Below are 19,814 nucleotides of genomic sequence, written 5' to 3'. Positions count from 1 at the left end.
TTTTTTGTTGCTATTTTAACAGCAAATTACATTCTTAATTAAATCTATGAGAGAGGCATTGTTTGTTAAACAGAATTCTGGGAAATGGAAATCCTATGAGCAGTTGAAGACAAACAACCCTGATGAAGTTGCCGAGCGCTTTATAGATATTACTAATGATCTGGCTTATGCCAAGACCTTTTACCCCAAGTCTAAAACCACAGCTTATTTAAATGGATTGGCTTCGGTGTTGCATCAATCTATTTATAAGAATAAGAAAGAAGATACCAATCGTTTTTTAACCTTCTGGAAATATGAGTTGCCGGTACTGTTTTATACTTATCGCCGGCAGTTGCTGTATTCATTTATTTTCTTTGTGATATCAGGTGCCATTGGTGTGTTATCTGCTAAGTATGACCATGCTTTTGTAAGATTGATCATGGGGGATGGTTATGTGAATATGACCAATGAAAATATTGCAAAAGGTGATCCCTTTGGAGTTTATAAACATCAGGGGCCGGTTTCTATGTTTCTTTCTATTGCCGCCAACAATACTTATGTTTCTTTGATCCTGTTTATAAGTGGTATATTTCTGGGTATTGGCCCTGTTTTTATGTTATTGAAAAACGGAGTTATGTTAGGTGCATTTGAGTATTACTTTTTTAGCAAAGGCTTGGGAGCAGCATCGGTGCTGGTTATCTGGATACATGGAACTTTAGAAATCTCGGCAATTATTATAGCAGGTGCCGCGGGCTTGGTTCTCGGTCATGGCTTGCTTTTTCCCAGAACGTATACCCGTTTACAAGCATTTAGAAACAGTGCAAAGGATGGAACAAAGATAGCTCTTGGCATTGTGCCAATTATTCTTATAGCGGCATTCTTCGAAGGTTTTATTACACGTTATACCCACATGCCTTTGTGGCTAAGCATAAGTATTTTAGGAGGATCACTGCTATTTATCATTTGGTATGTGATTATCTATCCATCACAATTAATTAAACGCAATCAAATCAGCTAAGATGTCAGAAAAATTGGAATTAAAAAAACTAAGAGCATTCGGAGAGATCATTAATGATACCTTTTTATTTATCAAAGAAAACTTCAGGCCCCTATTAAAGGTATTTGTTTACTTGTGTGGGTTCTTTATTTTGGCAGGAATGATCGCTGCCATCATGCAACAGTTGGAGACGAAAGCGTTTGTAAATGGTATAAGTAAGATGGGAGCGTCGGCCTGGAGGACTAATTTAAGCCAGATTTTTACATTTAACTATTTACTGGTTGTGATATTTTCCATATGCAGTTCTGCTGCAATACTGGTTTCGACACTTAGTTTCATTGCTTTGTATATTCAAAAGGGAAATGTGGCACCTACTCCCGATGAAGTTTGGTCATATTTTAAGTATTACTACTTCAGGGTGTTTTTTAGTAACATTTTTACTTTACTTATTGTAATAGTAGGATTTATGTTTTGCCTTGTGCCGGGGATTTACTTGTTTCCAGCCATGTCTTTGCTTTTTCCGATAATGGTATTGGAAAATGCCAATTTCCAATATTCTTTTGAGCGCTCATTTAAATTACTGAAAAATCAATGGTGGGTAACTGCCGGTTCCATATTTATCCTTTGGGTAATTGCCTATGCCTGTATGACTTTTGCAAGTGTCCCGGCGGCAGTTTTGACCATGGCTGGTACTTTTTTGCCAGGATTAGAGGGATGGAGTCAGGCAATGATTGTGGTTGGTACTATCATTCAGTATTTAAGTTATGTATTTCTGATGATTCCGGTAATTGGCGTTTCCCTTTGCTTTTTTAACCTGGTCGAAATACAGGAAAGCACGGGTCTTATGGATCGTATCAATCATTTTGGAGAAGAGAAGGACAATTCCCAAGGCTTAGAGGAATACTAAACATGCACAAGGCTCTTATTGTATTTTTATTGTTTTTTATCACTGCTAGTGGCTTTTCGGCAACAATACCGGGGCCTAAGCCTGTAAAGAATATTCCCTTAAAAGATGATACAACGGCCATTTCGGTCAGGAGTTTTGACCTTGAAAAAATTAAGGAGTACAGCACTCAAAAAGATTTCAGGTATGATGAGGCTACTCCGATAAACACCAGTTGGTGGGATCGCTTCTGGACATGGTTTTGGGATTTGATGAACGGAATTTTAAAAAACAAATATTCGGGCGGCTTTTTAAAGTATGTGATCATTTTTGCCATAGCAGCTCTGGTGATTTTTGTTGTCATTAAACTGATCGGACTCGATTTGAAAATCTTTGCCGGAAAATCGAAATCTGTTGATGTCCCATATAATGAATCAATGGAGAATATTCATGAGATAGATTTTAACGAGGAGATAGAAAAGGCAGTCGCAAATGGCAATTACCGACTGGCAGTGCGCTTGTTTTACCTACGCTCGTTAAAGTTGTTGAACGATAAAGAATTGATCGACTGGCAGCCGGAAAAAACAAATCAGACTTATATCAATGAAATTATTGATCCGGATAGGAAGCAGCAATTTGCTATGTTAACCCGACAGTTTGAATACATCTGGTATGGAGAGTTTTTTATCGATCAGGAAGGCTTTAAGGCTGTTAAGGGTAGTTTTGAACGATTTAATGTGAAGGCGCTATGAAGGGACTGAAACTATATTTAGTTGGGAGTGCAGTGGTCATGCTGCTGTATTTAATCGCACAATATTACAAGCCAAAGCCTACCGATTGGAGACCAACCTACTTAAAGGAAGATAAAATCCCTTTCGGCACCTACATCTTGTATCATGAGTTGGAAAGTCTATTCCCGAAAGCCTTAATCAGCTCATCAAATTTGCCTGTTTACAACACCTTAAAGGATAAGAATTTTGAGCATACCAATTACCTTATGATTGCAGGTGAGGTAAAAATGGATGAATATGATTATGCGGAATTGGTTAAATTCATGGAAAAGGGTAATCATGTATTTATTGCGGCTTATAAATTAAGCGATCTTTTAAGTGATACCCTTAACCTGAGAATGAACTCCGTACCTAATTATGGTGACATAAAGGGGACCCCGATTAACTTTGTAAGCCCGGTTTTAAAGGAAAAGCACTATTATATTTTTAATAAGGGCCTGGGCGATCAGTACTTTAGCCGGGTAGACACCCTCCGGGCCGCTGCATTAGGACGAAATGATGCCGGTGAGGTCAATTTTGTGAAATATAATTTTGGTAAAGGAGCGCTGTATATGCTGCCAAGTCCGCAATTGCTAAGTAATTACAATTTGCTAAATCCTGCCGGTGCTACTTATATTGCTAAAGTACTTTCTCATCTGCCTACTGCCGAAAGGGTAATCTGGGACGAAAATAATACAAAGGGGAATGTAAATGAAGATTCTGTGCTGCGGGTGTTGTTTAAACATGAGCAGCTGCGCTGGGCTTATTACCTGGCCTTGACCGGATTGTTGATATTTATCCTTTTTGAAATGAAACGCAGGCAGCGGATCATTCCAGTAATTGAGCCTTTAAAGAACACATCTGTAGATTTTGTGAAGGTTGTGGGCAAGGTTTATTATCAGCAGCGCGATAATCGTGATATTGTACAGAAGAAGATCAGCTACTTTTTAGAGTATGTGCGAACCAGCTACCGTTTGAAAACCTCAAAGCTGGATAAGGAATTTATGGCCGATCTTGTACTTAAATCGGGCGTAAACGAAACTGTCGTAGAGCAATTGATTGACATGATAAACAAGGTGAATAACGCCGTTATGATTAACGATAATCAACTTATCGACCTGAATAAATTAATAGAAAAATTTTATAAACAAGCCCAATAAATTATGGAAGTGGAAATGTTTACCCAAAGAACCGATCTTACACAGCTAAATACTGCCGTAGAGCAGATCAGGCAAACGCTGGGAAGTATTATTGTTGGCCAGAAAGATACCATTGATTTTCTTATTGCCGGATTACTTGCCGATGGACATATACTTTTGGAAGGTGTACCTGGTGTAGCTAAAACTTTAAGTGCAAAGTTGATTGCCAAAAGCATTGATGCTTCTTTTGCCCGTATTCAGTTTACTCCGGATCTGATGCCATCTGATGTAATCGGAACCTCTGTTTTTGATCCCAGATCGGCTTCTTTTGAATACCGTAAAGGTCCAATATTCGGACACATTGTGCTGGTGGATGAAATTAACCGTGCCCCGGCAAAAACACAATCCGCTTTATTTGAGGTGATGGAGGAACGGCAAATCACTGTGGATGGACATACATATTTAATGGATGAGCCTTTTATGGTACTGGCTACCCAAAATCCGATTGAGCAGGAAGGTACATACAGGTTACCTGAAGCGCAGTTAGATCGTTTTTTATTTAAGGTTGAGGTGAAATATCCAACACTGGAAGAGGAAACAGCCATTTTGTTAAACCAACATCAGCATAAGCTGGATGATGAACTGAAAGCCGTTAAAGCGATTTTAAGTATCGAGCAGATCAAAGCCTGTCGGACCATCATCAGGGGGCTACATGTAGAGCCTAAGTTAATCGAGTATGTGGCAAAGGTTACGTATGAAACGAGGACTAATAAATCGCTTTATTTGGGTGCTTCGCCACGTGCTTCATTAGCGATGATCAATGGGGCCAAGGCATTTGCTGCTATGCAGGGCCGTGATTTTGTAACGCCGGAAGACATCATAAAAGTGGCACCGCCGGTATTATCGCATAGAATTATGCTTAGCCCTGATAAGGAAATGGAAGGTCTGACACCGAATGATATTGTAGCTCAGATTCTTCAAAAAATAGAAGTACCTAGATAAAAACCCAGGGATATTGAAACACTTTTTTAGAAAATATTACAGCGACCTTTTTCTGGGCAAAAGATTTTTTGTCGGGATAGGGCTATGCGTAAGTTTATTTCTTTTTTCCTTCTTCCTTCCCTGGCTTGGAGATTTGCCTTACATCTTTGTAGGGGTGTTGGCCTTGTTGGTGTTGATTGATCTGGTGCTGTTGTACCTTGCAAAACGCGATGTCTTTTTGCGCAGGGATGTACCAGAGCGGTTAAGTAATGGGGATGACAATGAACTTCAGATCTATGTAGAGAATTTTTATTCCTTTGGTATTCATATCGGTATTATTGATGAAATCCCTTTTCAGTTTCAAAAAAGAGACCTCTGGTTTAAAAGTCACCTGAAATCGGGTGAACGGAAAACGATTGCCTATTTGTTAAGGCCAACTAAAAGAGGAGAGTATATTTTCGGACAGCTGCGGTTATATGTGCAATCGCCATTAAGACTAGTCACACGGAGGTTTAATTTTGGTGAAGAAGTAACCGTTCCTGTTTACCCTTCTTTTCTGCAATTGCGCAAATATGAACTGATGGCCATATCAAACAGGCTAAGCGAATTTGGGATTAAGAAGATCAGACGGGTTGGGCATAGCATGGAGTTTGACCAGGTAAAGAATTATGTGCAGGGCGATGACTATCGCTCCGTAAACTGGAAAGCCACTGCCCGGAAGGGGGAGTTAATGGTAAACTCCTATACGGATGAAAAAGCTCAGCATTTATATTGCATTATTGATAAATCGAGAGCAATGAAAATGCCTTTCGAGGGGCTAAGCTTATTGGATTATGCAATTAATGCCAGTTTGGTGCTTTCAAATGTAGCCTTGTTAAAACAGGATAAGGCGGGATTAATCACGATAGCAGATAAAACCGGAAGTGTGGTGCCTGCAGATCGCAGACCTGCGCAGCTAGGTAAAATAATGGAGGTCTTGTATAAGGAAAAGAGTCGCTACCTGGAGCTGAACATGGAGGCTTTATATACCAGTATCCGCAGTACCTTAAGGCAACGAAGTCTGATTGTATTTTTTACAAATTTTGAAAGCATGTCTGCCTTAAACAGGCAGTTGCCTTATTTAAAGCGTATAGCCAAATACCATTTGCTGCTGGTTGTATTTTTTGAGAATACGGAGCTTAAAATGATTACCGAAAAGCCGGCGAACGATGTAGAAGGCATTTATATACAGACCATCGCCACTAAGTTTGCTTACGAGAAAAAGTTAATGGTAAAGGAACTGGCCAAACATGGTATCCTGAGCATCCTTACACCACCAGAGAAATTAACTGTAAATGTGGTGAATAGGTATCTGGCCATTAAGGCGCAGCAAAAAATCTAAGTGATATGCTTGCTGCGCGTATTTTAGCATTCCGGTAAACTGATCGGGATGTTTGTTGCCAAACCTCCGTCAGATGTTTCCTTGTATTTTGAATTCATATCTAATGCAGTTTCCCACATGGTGTTTACCACTGCATCCAGACTAACTTTTGCTTTATCAGGGTTGCTTTGTAAGGCAAGCTGACTCGCAGTTATGGCTTTTATCGCACCCATGGTATTCCTTTCAATGCACGGTATTTGAACCAAGCCACCTATAGGGTCGCAGGTTAAACCCAAATGATGTTCCATGGCTATCTCTGCTGCCATGAGTACTTGACGCTGTGAGCCGCCTAAACACTCTGTTAAAGCTGCAGCCGCCATTGCTGATGATACACCGATCTCGGCCTGACAGCCACCCATTGCGGCCGATATCGTTGCCCCTTTTTTAAAGATGCTACCTATTTCTGATGCACAGGCAATGAACTGGGTAATCTTTTCATCTGTGTATCCATCGCAGAAGGCGATATAATACTGTAATACTGCAGGGATAACTCCAGCTGCACCGTTGGTAGGTGCTGTAACTACCCGGCCAAAAGAGGCGTTCTCCTCATTTACAGCCAGGGCAAAGCAGCTTACCCAGTCCAGAATATAGTTAAAGCTGTTTCCACCATTTCTGATGGCCATTATCCAGCTGGTATAATCGTTATAAACGCTGCTACCGATTAATCTTTTATTTAAGGCTGCAGCTCTTCTGCCAACATTTAGTCCTCCCGGTAAAAATCCTGAGGTGTGACATCCACGGTAGGTGCAGTCTTTCATGACATTGAAATGCTGCATAATGCCTTTTCTTGTTTCAGCTTCTGTACGCCAGGACAACTCGTTCTCCATCACGATTTCTGATACTTTAAGGCCGGTAGATAAGCACCAATGTAATAGTTCACTGGCTTTTTCGACAGGGAAAGGCAAGTCGACCTGCTCTTTCTCATTTCCGTTTTCGCCTTCTTTTACCACAAAACCGCCACCTATAGAATAATAAGTTTCGGAAAATGCCTTCCCCGTATTTAAGAAAGCCTGGAAAGTAACTGCATTAGGATGAAATGGCAGGCTTTCGAAAAACAGGAAAACCATATCATCATTGTAATTGAATGTGATCAGTTGCTCATTTCCGAGAGACAGCAATTGATCGCCTTTAATTGTTGCAATGGTACTGTCGATGGCATTTACATCAAAAGTAACCGGATCGGCACCTGTAAGACCTAGTAATATGGCTACATCTGTTCCGTGTCCTTTGCCCGTTTTGGCCAAAGAACCATATAGCAGGATCTTTACCTGCTCCACTTGTGCCAATAATCCTTTCTCTTTTAGCGAAGCTGTAAATTGCTGCGCTGCTCTCCATGGACCTAAAGTGTGTGAGCTTGATGGGCCAATACCTATCTTAAAAATGTCGAATACCGAGATCTGTTCCCTTTGCATAATGCAAAGCTACTATAGTTTGTTGAGATTATTTGTACATTACAAGAATGATACGGCCTAAAAATCGAATGCAATGATGTTTTTGTCTTGCAGCATCCGGTCCACGAATGTTTTATGGTTCTCCGGACTGCCAATTGCAATCCATGTTCCGCTAATGATGCCGTTGGCAAGTTCCTGCTTACCGCGGGTAAGTTTTAGCTTAGAGGTTTTGATGTCCTGCTCGTATTTTTCAAGACTTTCGCCCTCATATCGTTTTACAATCCGATATATTCTTCTGGTAAAGCGACGTTCGGCCACCTCTTCCAAAAAGGGGAAGGTGAATAGAGCCAATAGCACCACTACGGTTACTCCGATGGCTTGTTCGATGTAGCCGGAGCCAATGGCCATACCTATGGCAGCAACAATCCAGATCACACATGCAGTGGTAAGCCCTTTTACCTGGTTATCTTCCTTAAAAATAACTCCGGCACCGAGGAAACCAATCCCGGTAACAATGTTGGATGCAATACGATCGTGACTGCTTAAGCCGATCTTGACGGAAAGAATGGTAAATAGGGTAGAGCCCAGTCCAATCATAATCATGGTTTTTAGACCAGCTTGTTTGCTTCTAAATTCTCTTTCGGCACCAATAAGGCCACAAAGCAAAGTCGCCATTAAAAACTTGTTTACCTCCGTTTGGGTAAGAAAATGATTGTTCTCAAGAATATTCTGCATGGCGGTTTAAATGACCTAATATACCAAAGTTTTTGTGTGATTGTGATTCGATTTTAGTAGAAATCGTAACATCTTAGTCCGTTAAATTTATTGTAACCGGAGCCGTTAGGAAAATACATCTGGTAACCAACGCTGGCTTCCGTTGTACCACTGGTATTGGTATAGTTAATTTTTGAGGTCGTGGCATCATGACTCAAACCTAATCTTAGTTTTTCGCCATTCCTGTTTCCTTTAAACAGGTCGAATATTAAGGAAACCACAATTGCATCAGGGCCACCTTCTCCGCCGGTCCGGTACCATAATCCGGCGTTTAATCCTTTAAATTTAAATTGCGCTCCGGCACTCACAGAGGTTGAGCTGGCTTGCTTATAATAAATTATTGAAGGGATCAGGTAAGAACCGTCATCCTGGTTGTAATACATACCCGGACTTAAGGGGATTCTGTAGCTGGCATTTGCTGTTATGCGCATAGGAAGTTTGGCAACAGTTCCGCTGAAGGATTCGTCAGGCTGGTTGATGTGGTGAACTGCAACACCTGCCATTAGATTCTGAAATACGATGTTTGTACCTGCGGCTCCGTCAAAATAAAACTTGTTAGACATGTCAGGCGGCTGAGCTGAAGATACACTGCCGGGAATGTAACCAAGGCGCATGTCTATCTGATCAGAAAAAACCAGTTTACTCCAATCTATTTGTCGGTTGGTAAAACCTGCCTGTATACCAAAAGAGGCTATAAAGTCGTCCCCGCCAACACTATAAGAATAGGTTGCTGCAGCATTGTTTTTAACCAGATAAGCTGTTCCTTCGCTGCTGCGGTTAAATATCAAACCAACTCCACCGGAAAATTTGGAGATGTTGAGGTCCGCAGAAGCTGTGATATAGGATAGGTCGCCACTAAGTCCCGACCATTGGTTTCGGTAAATCAGGTTCGTCCTGAAGTCGCCCTCAAACTGCCCGGTCAATGATGGGTTGAGATAAATAGGGGCATTAAAAAATTGAGAATATATATGGTCCTGTGCCATAGAAGACAGGTTAACCATAATCATTACTAATGCTAGTGTATATCTTAATCTCCCGCTCATCCTTATCTGATTAAATGTATTGCTCCTGTACGTTTAGGTGCAGATTTGTCGTAAGTCATGCCCTTCCATTCTGTTCCGTTTACCATCTGCACATCGATTTTCCAGTAATAAACCCCTTGTGGCATAGGTTGCCCTTTAAAGGTGCCATCCCAAGCTTCTGCAGGTCTTCCTTCGTCCAGTTTAGTGGTTTCCCATAGTATTTGTCCCCATTTATTGAATACGCTGAAGCGCCATGATGCAATGCCTGATCCTTTGGCACGGAACTCGCGCAATTCAGGCAGTGTGTTTCCTGGTATGAAGGAATTCGGCACAAACAGATAGCCTGGTACGCCTTTAATGGTTACATTTTTAAATGTAGTTGTAAAGCAGCCATTCTGGTTTATCACTTTTAAAGTTACTTTATAAGTTCCTGTATCCAGATAAGTATGGTTAGGGCTTTTCAGAGTGGAAGTTATCCCATCACCAAAATTCCATTCCCACATTGTAGGATTATTGGTACTTTCATCTTCAAATTTGAAGGTATAATTAGGGATACTGATCAGGGTAGAAGGATTCACATTGAAGGCTGCAACAGGTGGTTGTACGATATGAATGTACTGATTTTTGATTACCTCCATCGAACAATTAAGGATGTTGGTTGCCGTTAGTGTTACCGTATAATATTCCTGATTTCCCATGTAAACATGACTTGGTTCAAATTCGTTGGATTTCGGAGAGCCATCTCCAAAGTCCCACACATAGCTAAAGCCATCCTGAGTTTTGTTTTTGAATTTCACTTCAAGCCCCGGACAACCAAGTATTTGATCTGCTTCGAAATCGGCAATAGGCTGCGGAAGTACTGTTACCGATTTTGTTATTGGAATTTCAGAACAACTATTATAGGCGGTCATGGTAACAGTAAAGGTTCCGGCTGTTTTATAAATATGTTGAACTGTATTTGTATTTAATGCAGGAAGGATTGGACTGCCATCACCAAAGTCATAAGTAAATCTTGAAGCACCAATAGTATTGTTTTCAAAATTAACGCTATGAGGGGCACAACCCTCTATTTCTTCCAGTTTTATACCTAACGCCGGAGTGATGTTCTGAGGGAAAACTCTGATGGTCCATTGCTTTTCGTCTCTTCCACAGGAATTTTCAGCAATCATTTTGACGGTAAAGTCCGTAGTTACTGTGACATTGTAAATATGGTCAACAGGTGATTTATTAGTTTTTATGTCTATTGCTGATCCATCACCGTAATCGTAGTAATAAGTATTTGTACCTCCAGGTGAAGTATTGGTAAAGACCGCCTTAAATGGAGCGCATCCCTGTACTTTCTCTGGGGTAAATATGGCAATTGGTTTTGCCTTTACAAATACATTTTTACTCACCGAATTAGATCCGCAAGCAGTAATAGATTTTAAAGTAACTATATAGGTGGTATCTTTTCCTGTAGGATCCTGATCAAAGATTATGGTAGGAGGATTGGTGGCTGTTGATGACCGTCCATTTCCGAAATTCCATTCAAACGTAGCTCCGGCTGTTAGTAAAGAGGTATTTGTAAAATTAACAGATAACGGTCCACAGCCTTCAGTATCACTTAGGTCAAATGAAGCCGGAACGGCCTGGTTGGTGCTGAATGTATGGCTGAACTCGTCTGTTGAACAAGCAAGACTGCTCGTAACTACGAGTTTGATGGTTACAGATTGACCGCTGTTTTGGATGGTATATCCCGGGAAAGTAGAACCTGTTGCTAAGACAACATTGTCCGCATACCAGGTATAAATTGCATTTCGATCTGCATAGGTAACCACCTGTACAGGCAATGTATATGGAACACATCCCCGATCAGTAGGACCCCATGTAAATTCTGCTTTAGCATTAGGAGTAATCGTTTTTTTTACAGCCGTACTTATACTTTGTAAATTCCCACTACATTCAATAGTGCTCACAATACGTCTGTAATAAGTGGTTGCGGTTAGGATAGGAGGTTGATAATTTTGGCCCACAGCGCCTGTAATGTTTGCCCATGTCGTTCCGTCCAGACTAGATTGCCACTGGTATAGAAATTGTCCATCGCCACCTGTTGGTAAGACTCCGTTTATTAAATCCGGAGTTAATCCACTACAAATCGTTTGGTCTGCAGATATTCTGTTATTCCCTATCGGTGGCTGAACCGTAATAGGGAATGGATTACTAGTTGATGTACATGTCCCACTATTCACAATTCTCCTGACACTCACAGTCCCAGTCGTGGTTAGGGTTATGGTTAAATTTTTACCTGTTTCACCTGCAACTACAGTCCAGGTTCCCCCATTTAATTGGCTTTCCCACGTATAATTGTAAATGCCTTCTTCACCCCCTCTTGGGTCGCTACCAGTAATAACTATTTGTTGACCATTACAAACTACTGCGTTTGTAGTAATGCTATTCAGATCAATTGGGGCGTTGTTACGGATGGTGACATCCTTAAATGTTGGGCCACAAGGAGAGTTACCAGTGATGGTCCACCTGAAAACATAGGTCTTATCCGGAAGTAGATTGGTAACTGTAGTCTCGTGATTGGTTGGTGTTGTAATTGCTGCATTTGCGTCACCCGTTACCATGGTCCAGATTCCAGCTTCTCCTGATGCTATTAGATTTCCTTTTAGAAGGACTGAAGTTTCAGCACATAAGGTTTGATCGGAGGCATCTGCTATTGTGGTAGCAGGAGCTACAGTTATAGTAGTTGGAGTTGAATAACCTATAGTACAGCCTGCATTTTGTACAACAGCTCTGTATTGAGTGGTCATAGTCAGTTTATCGAATGTGTAGGTTAAATCGGCATTAGTGCCGGGAACATCTTCCCATATTGTTTGTCCATCAGGTAAACGTTGCCATCTTAACACAGAACCAGTATTTCCACTTAATGTAATTATTCCTGTGTTGTTATTTTGACAGACTAATGGCTGCAATGTTGCAGTAGTTCCAGGTATCGTCGGCATATTTACTGTAATGGTTACCTGAGCTTCCGATTTTTGGCATTCCCCCGTTCCCGTTATTGTCCATTTAAATGTATAAACTCCACCAGCGACAAGGTCGGTAACTTTTGTTTTAAAATTTGTGGGTGTAGTAATTGTTGGTGTTCCGATACTTGCAGAAACAAGTTCCCACTTCCCGGTACCTACATGAGGTTCGCTACCTTCTAAATCATAGGTAGTGGTATTGCAAATGCTCGCATCAGCCCCTGCCGTAGCAGTGGTAACAGCTGGATCAACTTTAACAACAATCGTAATTGTATTTCCTTCACACCCTGTTTCGGATAATGATTTGATTGTATAGGTAACAGTTTCCTGATTAATTCCTGAATTCAATAATACATCAGGAATTGTTATGGTTTTTGATAGGGCACTTCCTGTTGAATTTGTATTTCCTGTTATCGCTGTTGAAGACCTATCACTTGTCCATATGAACTTGGTAGGAATGTCTGAGGTTACAGTTATGGCTACGGGATTACCTTGGCAAATGCTTTTGTTTGGAGTAGTTGTTGATATTATCGGTATTGGTGTAACAGTAATTTTCACTTGATCACTTGTTCCTGCACATGCACCCTCACCAGAAATTGCCCATTCAAATACATAAGGTTCACCTACTACCAAACCTTTAACCTCAGTTTCATGGTTGTGACGATCAATAATGGAAGGCGCTGGTATTTGCGTAGAAATGAGTTTCCATTCTCCTGTCCCCACATCAGGTTTGTTCCCCTTTAACATATAGGTGTTGGAAGTGCCGGTTGCACAAATACTGGCATCAGAGCCTGCTTTTGCTTTAGTAACTGCAGGATCAACCGTAACAGTCACTTTAATTGTATTTCCTTCACATCCTCCTGGAGAGTAAGATTTAATGGTATAGGTAACAGTTTTTTGTTCAAAGGTTGAATTCACCAATTCATCATTAATCGTGATGCTAGCTAACGAGCTACTTAAAGCAGAACTTGTATTTCCTGTAATACCATTCTCTGCATCACTTGTCCATATGAACTGGGTTGGAATATTGTTGGACCTTGCTGTTATACCTGCAGAATTATTAGAGCAAATCGTTTTATCGAGAGCAGGGGTTGATATATTAGGTTTTGGAGTAACCGTAACTGTAAAGGTAAAAGTATTGCCTATACACCCATTAGCCGTCGGTGTGATGGTGTAAACTACAACAGCGTTCTGAGTTGTGTTAGTATTCGTAATAGCTTGGTTAATATCTCCACTGCCGCTAAGACTGAAACCGGTCGCATATCCGTCTGCGTTTGCCGCAGTCCAGGTAAAGGTACTTCCTGGAACGCTCGAACCTAGTATAAGCTTAGCTGCGTCACCCGTACAAATTATTTGAGGCGTATTCGTTCCTATATTATTAGGATGAATATCTATATCTGTACTAACGGGAACAAATTGACACACACCATTTATTCCTGTGTTTAACGTAAGGGTGACTCTTGCTTTAAGAAGGCTTCGATCTGTTGGGCCTGGGGTGTATGTTGTAGTTAAGGTATTAGTACTTGTAAATGTTCCATCCCCCGTAGTAGTCCACACCGAGCTTGTGTATGTTCCTCCTGTAACTGTTGCGACTAAATTTGCGGAAGCATCATAACAAATTTTAGGCACGAGATCTATTTTGGGTACCGGTGCTGATGCGAATGTAATAATTTGGAAAGCCTCTACGGAAGTACAGGTGTTTTTATGAATAACAGAAACTTTATAAGGGATAAACCTTTTAAATTGAATGGACGGTTCTCTGGAGTTATTATTTGTGCTATTCGCAAAACTGTAATCATTAACTGGATCTAATGCACTTCCATCAAGGGCTGTAACTTTCCAGGTATACGTATCTGCAATGTCTACTTGTGTTCCTGTAAATAAGGTTTTTGTTGGGCCGGTTTGTGTATTGAAATCTAAGGTGTTTAAAGCGCATAGGGTAACATTTGGTGACATTGTTATTGTCGGAGCCCCATCAGCAAGAATGATTTTCTGAGGTATTTGTGTACTTACTGCACCACATGATGCCGTTATAATTTGAAGTATGATGGAATAAGTACCGGGGTTTGTAAATTTAAAAATTGGATCTTTGTCAGTTGGATTAAATATTACTCCCGGCGGACCTGTTACAATCCAATTGTAAGTGTTGTCCGTATTACAACGGTCATCAATTATCGATCTGTCAAATGCCTGAATAGTGAAAGGGGCACAACCCGTTTGAGATTGATTATTAAAATCAAATGCAGGACGAGGTGGGTCCTGAATACATATCTCATATTCAATAGGTGCACCTGCACATAAACTGCTGCTAACAGATTCAAGCCTGATTTTGTGTACTCCATGTACTGGGAATGCATAAACGAAATCTGTTGATTTAGGTAAGCTGGGCCCAATCTTAGTATTATCCACAAACCAGTTATACATCACAGTGTTATCTTGACAATCTGGAGTATTGGGGTCCGGATCTTGACCTGGGGTGGAAATATTTCTAAATCTTACTGATGTATTAGTACAGGCGGTGGTTGGAGAAATAAAATCATTTTTTGGTTTAGTGACGACCTTTACCGAAGTAGATAGTGCATTTCCTATTGTTCCACTACAATTTGAAAATGAAGCTAAAATAGATATATTTATTCCGAATACATTATACTTAGTTTCTCCTCCGGTACTGTATGGAGGGTTGCCGCAAGATGATGTTAAATATTCATGCTTGATTGGTATGTTTGCAAGATCACATAGTGTATAGGTATCTTCTTTTTGATCTCCCCAGACTATTTTATATATATTTCCAGGGTAATTATTCCCCATTCCTGTTGCTGATAAATCTACTCCATACTCTAGAAACCCTCCAGGTAAACACACTATATTGTCCCCTGGGGTATTAAATGAAGTTTTTGCAGGATTATTAACTAGTAAATATGCTTTAGTAGCAGCTCGTCCGTCCGGCATTTTTGCTTTAATGATAACTGTGTAATGTGCTAATCGTGCTGTAAAGGTTTCGGTTTGTGTAGGGAAGGTAAGATTGCCAGCTATTATATGCGTCAGCTCATTTGTTATAGTGCCTGTTGTGGTGCTACCTGCGGTTGATTCATTAAATAAATCGAAGGCTACATTATCTCGTCCTGTACAGTAACCAAATACTTCTGGTGCCTGTAGTACGGGGAAAGAACTGATTTTAGCTTCCACAACACCTCCTGTCGTTATCGCAAATGTTCCGGCTGGTGTTTCTGTAGAAATTAATATAGGGCTTGTAGATTTTACCCTTAGTTTATAACCTGATCCTGCAGCTAATCCTGGCGGGATAATTCCATTAACAAAGGTTGTATAGAAACGGTTGGCTTCACCTATTTTTGTTTCATTTGTGAAATCACCGGATGCATTTGATAAGAACAACTCAAATTTACTGTTCGGGCGGATGCAATTTGTATTACCAAGATTGATTGGGACTGCAATACTCGACCCCGGCGTATACGGCCCGGGATCAACCGTGCCTATCGTAATCTGAGAAAAACCTACAGTTATTTGAAAAAAAGAAAGAAGAATGGTTAAAAGAAGTAGACGTTTCACCATATATACATATTAATTGTATAAATGTAGAGTTTTTTTTACTTCAATTCAGAATATTAGAGGGAAATGAGATTAAATAAGAAAACCACAGGAGTTAACCTGTGGTTTTCTTATTTATATTCAATGAAGAGGGGGATGATTACATCATTCCACCCATACCGCCACCGCCCATTGGAGGCATACCGCCACCAGCAGGAGCTTCTTCTGGATCATCAGCCAATACAACTTCTGTTGTTAACAACATAGCTGCAATTGAAGCTGCATTTTCCAAAGCTACACGACCAACTTTAGTTGGATCAATAACACCAGCTGAAATTAAGTTTTCATAAACATCAGTACGTGCATTGTAACCAAAGTCTGCTTTACCTTCTTTAACTTTTTGAACTACGATAGAACCTTCGATACCTGCGTTTTGGCAGATTTGGCGTAAAGGCTCTTCAATAGCACGACGAATGATCTGGATACCTGTCGACTCATCATCGTTAGTACCTTTCATGCCATCCAATGCCTCGATAGCGCGGATGAAAGCAACACCACCACCAGCAACGATACCTTCTTCAACCGCTGCACGAGTTGCATGTAATGCATCATCAACACGGTCTTTTTTCTCTTTCATCTCTACTTCAGAAGCAGCACCAACATAAAGAACAGCAACACCGCCAGCTAATTTAGCTAAACGCTCTTGTAATTTTTCTTTATCGTAATCAGATGTAGTCGTCTCGATTTGAGCTTTAATCTGGTTAACACGAGCTTTGATATCTTCTGACTGACCAGCACCATTGATGATTGTAGTATTGTCTTTATCAACAACAACTTTCTCAGCAGTACCTAAATAGCTAAGGTCAGCATTCTCTAATTTATAACCTCTCTCTTCAGAAATAACAGTACCACCAGTTAAGATAGCGATGTCTTCCAACATTGCTTTTCTTCTGTCACCAAAGCCTGGAGCTTTAACAGCAACAACTTTCAGAGATCCACGGATTTTGTTAACTACCAAAGTAGCCAATGCTTCACCGTCTAAATCTTCAGCAATGATCAATAAAGGTTTACCAGTTTGAACTTGTTTCTCCAATACAGGCAATAATTCTTTCATATTGCTGATCTTTTTATCATAGATCAAAATGTAAGGGTTTTCTAATTCCGCTTCCATTTTATCAGCATTAGTTACAAAGTATGGAGATAAGTAACCACGGTCAAATTGCATACCTTCAACTGTTTTTACTTCAGTTTCAGTACCTTTTGCCTCTTCAACAGTAATTACACCATCTTTACCAACTTTACCCATTGCTTCTGCAATTAAAGCACCAATAACCTCATCATTGTTAGCCGAAATAGAAGCTACCTGTTTGATTTTGTTATTGTCTTCACCTACAGTTTGTGACTGAGCTTTTAAGTTCTCAACGATTGCAGTAACCGCTTTATCGATACCACGTTTCAAATCCATTGGATTTGCACCGGCAGCAACGTTTTTGATACCAGCAGTAACAATTGCCTGAGCCAATACAGTAGCAGTTGTAGTTCCGTCACCTGCGATATCTGCAGTTTTAGAAGCTACTTCTTTAACCATTTGAGCACCCATGTTTTCAATTGGGTCTTTCAACTCAATTTCTTTTGCAACAGTTACACCATCTTTAGTGATTGCAGGTGAACCAAATTTTTTGTCAATAATTACGTTACGTCCTTTAGGACCTAAAGTTACTTTCACTGCATTAGCCAAAGTATCAACACCTCTTTTCAGGGCGTCACGGGCTTCTACATTATATTTTACTTGTTTTGCCATTGTTGTTTTAATAGTAGGTATCTTGAAAAGATACTGTGTTTACTGATTAATTAATTTGTTTTTCAAGAGCAAAGCCAGAACAGCTCTGCCATTAATCTCATATCCCGGTACTAAGAAAGTACAGCGTAGATATCGCTTTCACGCATGATTAAATAGTCTTTACCATCAATAGGAAGCTCTGTGCCACCGTATTTGCCATAAAGAACAACATCACCTACTTTAACAGTTGGTTTTTTACCTTCTGAATCTTCATCAGAAACTGATACTACAGTACCTTTAGATGGTTTTTCTTTTGCAGTGTCAGGAATATAGATTCCAGATGCTGTCTTTTCTTCTGCCGCAGCAGGTTCAACAATAACTCTGTTTGCTGTACCTGAAATGGGTTTAAGGTTTAAAGCCATAACTTGATATTAATTTATTTTTTAAGTTAAATTTTAAAATCGTATAAACTACGTTGTAAAACTACATCAGTTTTTATGCCAATGCAAATTGGGTTGACAAATTTGCAAGCATTGTCAGCTAACCTATTTTCATAAAGTATTTTTGTGTCAGAGTGGCAGGACACAAAAAAGCCCGGTATTGTTTATACCAGGCTATCTATTGTAAACTTATAAAGTCCTATTTCTTTGTTGTATCAGCTGTCGCAGGAGCTGCAGCTGGTGCTGTTCTGCTGCCAAGAGGAGATGGGGTAGGCGTTTTGTCTAAATGCTCTTGGATTTTTGAAGCCTCACCTGTAGAAGAACCTCCTGATTTAGCGATTGTGGTAATCGATAAAGTAAGTACTACAATTAAAGTCAATAAAACCCAGGTACCTTTTTCCAAAACATCACCTGTACGTTGAACGCCAAACATGTTGCTACCTGCTCCACCAGTAGCTAAGCCACCACCCTTAGGATTTTGTACCAAAACAAACAGCCCTAAAGCAACGCAAACAATGATTAATAAAATAATTAAAAATAGCATAATGTTATATTGTTAAATTTTCTTTTCTATAGATTGGATAAGGTCGGCAAAGTAACGTCTTTTTTCTGGAAACTTCAAACTTAATTTTTCGTAAGTCTCGATTGCCTTATCATAAAGCATTTGTTCAATGTATATTTTAGCTAAAGTTTCAGAGACCAGATCATTATGATCCTCCGCACTCTTCTTCGCTTTATTCTCGTTGTCGATCTGTTCCGGCTTCAGCGGGCCAATCTGAGGGTCGTTTTTAATAAAGCTCTCGATAATCTCATCACCCTTGCTTGGGGTTCTAAAACCTTCCGTAGTATATTCTTCTTCCGCCTCACCATTAAAAGGACTTTGGAGATGAAATATATGCTCTACATACTGATGCTGTAATTCACTTGGCCTTTGGGGCGAAGCAGGTTTATGCGCTTCATTCGAATTCGCTTTTCTTGGTGAAGCATAAGGCTGGAATATCTGCTGATGCGCTGCCCTGGTTTTAGCCAGCCACCATAAAAATGTATAAGGCAACTGATCGTCGTCATACTTACTGATCACAATTGGCTCTTCAGGTTTCGCTGGCTCCAGCAAAGGCGAGGGCCTGAAATTTGGATCTTCCTGATCAGGAATGACTGTTTCTGCAATAAAGCTTTCCTGAAAAGCAAAGAAATCTGAGGCTACGATGTTCTCCATAACAAGGTCATCCTCAGGTTTAACATCAACCTCGCCAATTTCTTCGAACACTTCCTGCTCATCCATGTCCGCACCTGACTTTTCAGTCGGCTCAGTAGTTTCAGCAGGTACTTCGTTTATTGTAGATACTTCAATTGGTTCAGGCTGACTGCTATTCTGGTCAGATGCAGGATTAATGACCTCAAAATTGGCCGTATGAAGTTCCTCAGGAGCATGAAGCAAGCTGTGAAGTAATTGTCCATTAGTATACAAAGCTGCAGTGGCCAGGTTGTTATTTTGCTCCGGTCCCTGTAGTGTTGCTTTGGCCAATAAAAGATGCAATGGCTGAAAATAAGGATAAAGCAATGCTAAATCTTTTAACACAGGAGCATCTTCCCTGCTTATCTTTTCAGGTGCCGAAAGCCACACCCCCAGTTGTTGTTTTATATCTAATTCCTGCTCCACGTTGCTAAGTTAATAATTGATCTC

General features: G+C 40.3%; 14 protein-coding genes. 6 read left to right on the top strand and 8 right to left on the bottom strand.

Translation table 11 applies throughout. The features are described from left to right. The first annotated feature begins 46 nt into the window (after positions 1-46). Genes P0Y49_20150 through P0Y49_20125 form a run of 6 tightly spaced genes read left to right on the top strand, consistent with a single transcriptional unit; the run spans position 47 to position 6,130 of the window. The gene (locus tag P0Y49_20150; GenBank protein ID WEK19092.1) at positions 47-997 is read left to right on the top strand and encodes a stage II sporulation protein M; all 951 of its coding nucleotides are present in this window, start codon (positions 47-49) and stop codon (positions 995-997) included. Position 998: 1 nt separating this feature from the next. After that, a complete protein-coding gene (locus P0Y49_20145) occupies positions 999-1,883 on the top strand; it encodes a hypothetical protein (GenBank protein ID WEK19091.1) in 885 nt (294 codons plus the stop codon). 2 nt (positions 1,884-1,885) lie between these two features. Continuing rightward, the gene (locus P0Y49_20140; GenBank protein WEK19090.1) at positions 1,886-2,611 is read left to right on the top strand and encodes a DUF4129 domain-containing protein; all 726 of its coding nucleotides are present in this window, start codon (positions 1,886-1,888) and stop codon (positions 2,609-2,611) included. Next, a complete protein-coding gene (locus P0Y49_20135) occupies positions 2,608-3,789 on the top strand; it encodes a DUF4350 domain-containing protein (GenBank protein WEK19089.1) in 1,182 nt (393 codons plus the stop codon). The genes P0Y49_20140 and P0Y49_20135 overlap by 4 nt, the downstream gene beginning before the upstream one ends. A 3-nt stretch (positions 3,790-3,792) precedes the next feature. Further along, positions 3,793-4,770, top strand: a complete 978-nt coding sequence (locus P0Y49_20130; GenBank protein WEK19088.1) for a MoxR family ATPase — start codon at positions 3,793-3,795, stop codon at positions 4,768-4,770. A gap of 13 nt (positions 4,771-4,783) precedes the next feature. Beyond that, the gene (locus P0Y49_20125; protein WEK19087.1) at positions 4,784-6,130 is read left to right on the top strand and encodes a DUF58 domain-containing protein; all 1,347 of its coding nucleotides are present in this window, start codon (positions 4,784-4,786) and stop codon (positions 6,128-6,130) included. A gap of 23 nt (positions 6,131-6,153) precedes the next feature. On the opposite strand, the gene P0Y49_20120 is transcribed toward P0Y49_20125, so the two are convergent. From P0Y49_20120 to P0Y49_20085, 8 genes are all read right to left on the bottom strand, one after another. Then, the gene (locus P0Y49_20120; GenBank protein ID WEK19086.1) at positions 6,154-7,581 is read right to left on the bottom strand and encodes an L-serine ammonia-lyase; all 1,428 of its coding nucleotides are present in this window, start codon (positions 7,579-7,581) and stop codon (positions 6,154-6,156) included. 57 nt (positions 7,582-7,638) lie between these two features. Then, the gene (locus P0Y49_20115; protein ID WEK19085.1) at positions 7,639-8,295 is read right to left on the bottom strand and encodes an MgtC/SapB family protein; all 657 of its coding nucleotides are present in this window, start codon (positions 8,293-8,295) and stop codon (positions 7,639-7,641) included. Positions 8,296-8,348: 53 nt separating this feature from the next. After that, positions 8,349-9,377, bottom strand: coding sequence for a PorP/SprF family type IX secretion system membrane protein (locus P0Y49_20110; GenBank protein ID WEK19084.1), 1,029 nt, complete (start codon positions 9,375-9,377; stop codon positions 8,349-8,351). A gap of 2 nt (positions 9,378-9,379) precedes the next feature. Continuing rightward, positions 9,380-15,934 (bottom strand): PKD domain-containing protein, encoded by a 6,555-nt coding sequence (locus P0Y49_20105; protein WEK19083.1) that lies wholly within the window; start codon positions 15,932-15,934, stop codon positions 9,380-9,382. A gap of 136 nt (positions 15,935-16,070) precedes the next feature. Beyond that, positions 16,071-17,711 (bottom strand): chaperonin GroEL, encoded by a 1,641-nt coding sequence (groL, locus tag P0Y49_20100; protein ID WEK19082.1) that lies wholly within the window; start codon positions 17,709-17,711, stop codon positions 16,071-16,073. A 110-nt stretch (positions 17,712-17,821) separates the two neighbouring features. Next, positions 17,822-18,112, bottom strand: a complete 291-nt coding sequence (locus P0Y49_20095) for a co-chaperone GroES (protein ID WEK19081.1) — start codon at positions 18,110-18,112, stop codon at positions 17,822-17,824. A gap of 217 nt (positions 18,113-18,329) precedes the next feature. Then, complete coding sequence (gene secG / locus P0Y49_20090; protein WEK19080.1) at positions 18,330-18,674, bottom strand: preprotein translocase subunit SecG; 345 nt, start codon at positions 18,672-18,674, stop codon at positions 18,330-18,332. A 12-nt stretch (positions 18,675-18,686) separates the two neighbouring features. Further along, positions 18,687-19,790 carry a hypothetical protein gene (locus P0Y49_20085; GenBank protein WEK19079.1) on the bottom strand — a complete coding sequence of 368 codons (1,104 nt, stop codon included), beginning with the start codon at positions 19,788-19,790 and terminating at the stop codon, positions 18,687-18,689. Positions 19,791-19,814: the final 24 nt, after the last annotated feature.

It is taken from the genome of Candidatus Pedobacter colombiensis, assembly GCA_029202485.1.
Taxonomy (GTDB): Bacteria; Bacteroidota; Bacteroidia; order Sphingobacteriales; family Sphingobacteriaceae; genus Pedobacter; species Pedobacter colombiensis.
The sequence above is the reverse complement of the archived record's forward strand: the minus strand, read 5'-3'. Positions and strand labels throughout refer to the sequence as shown.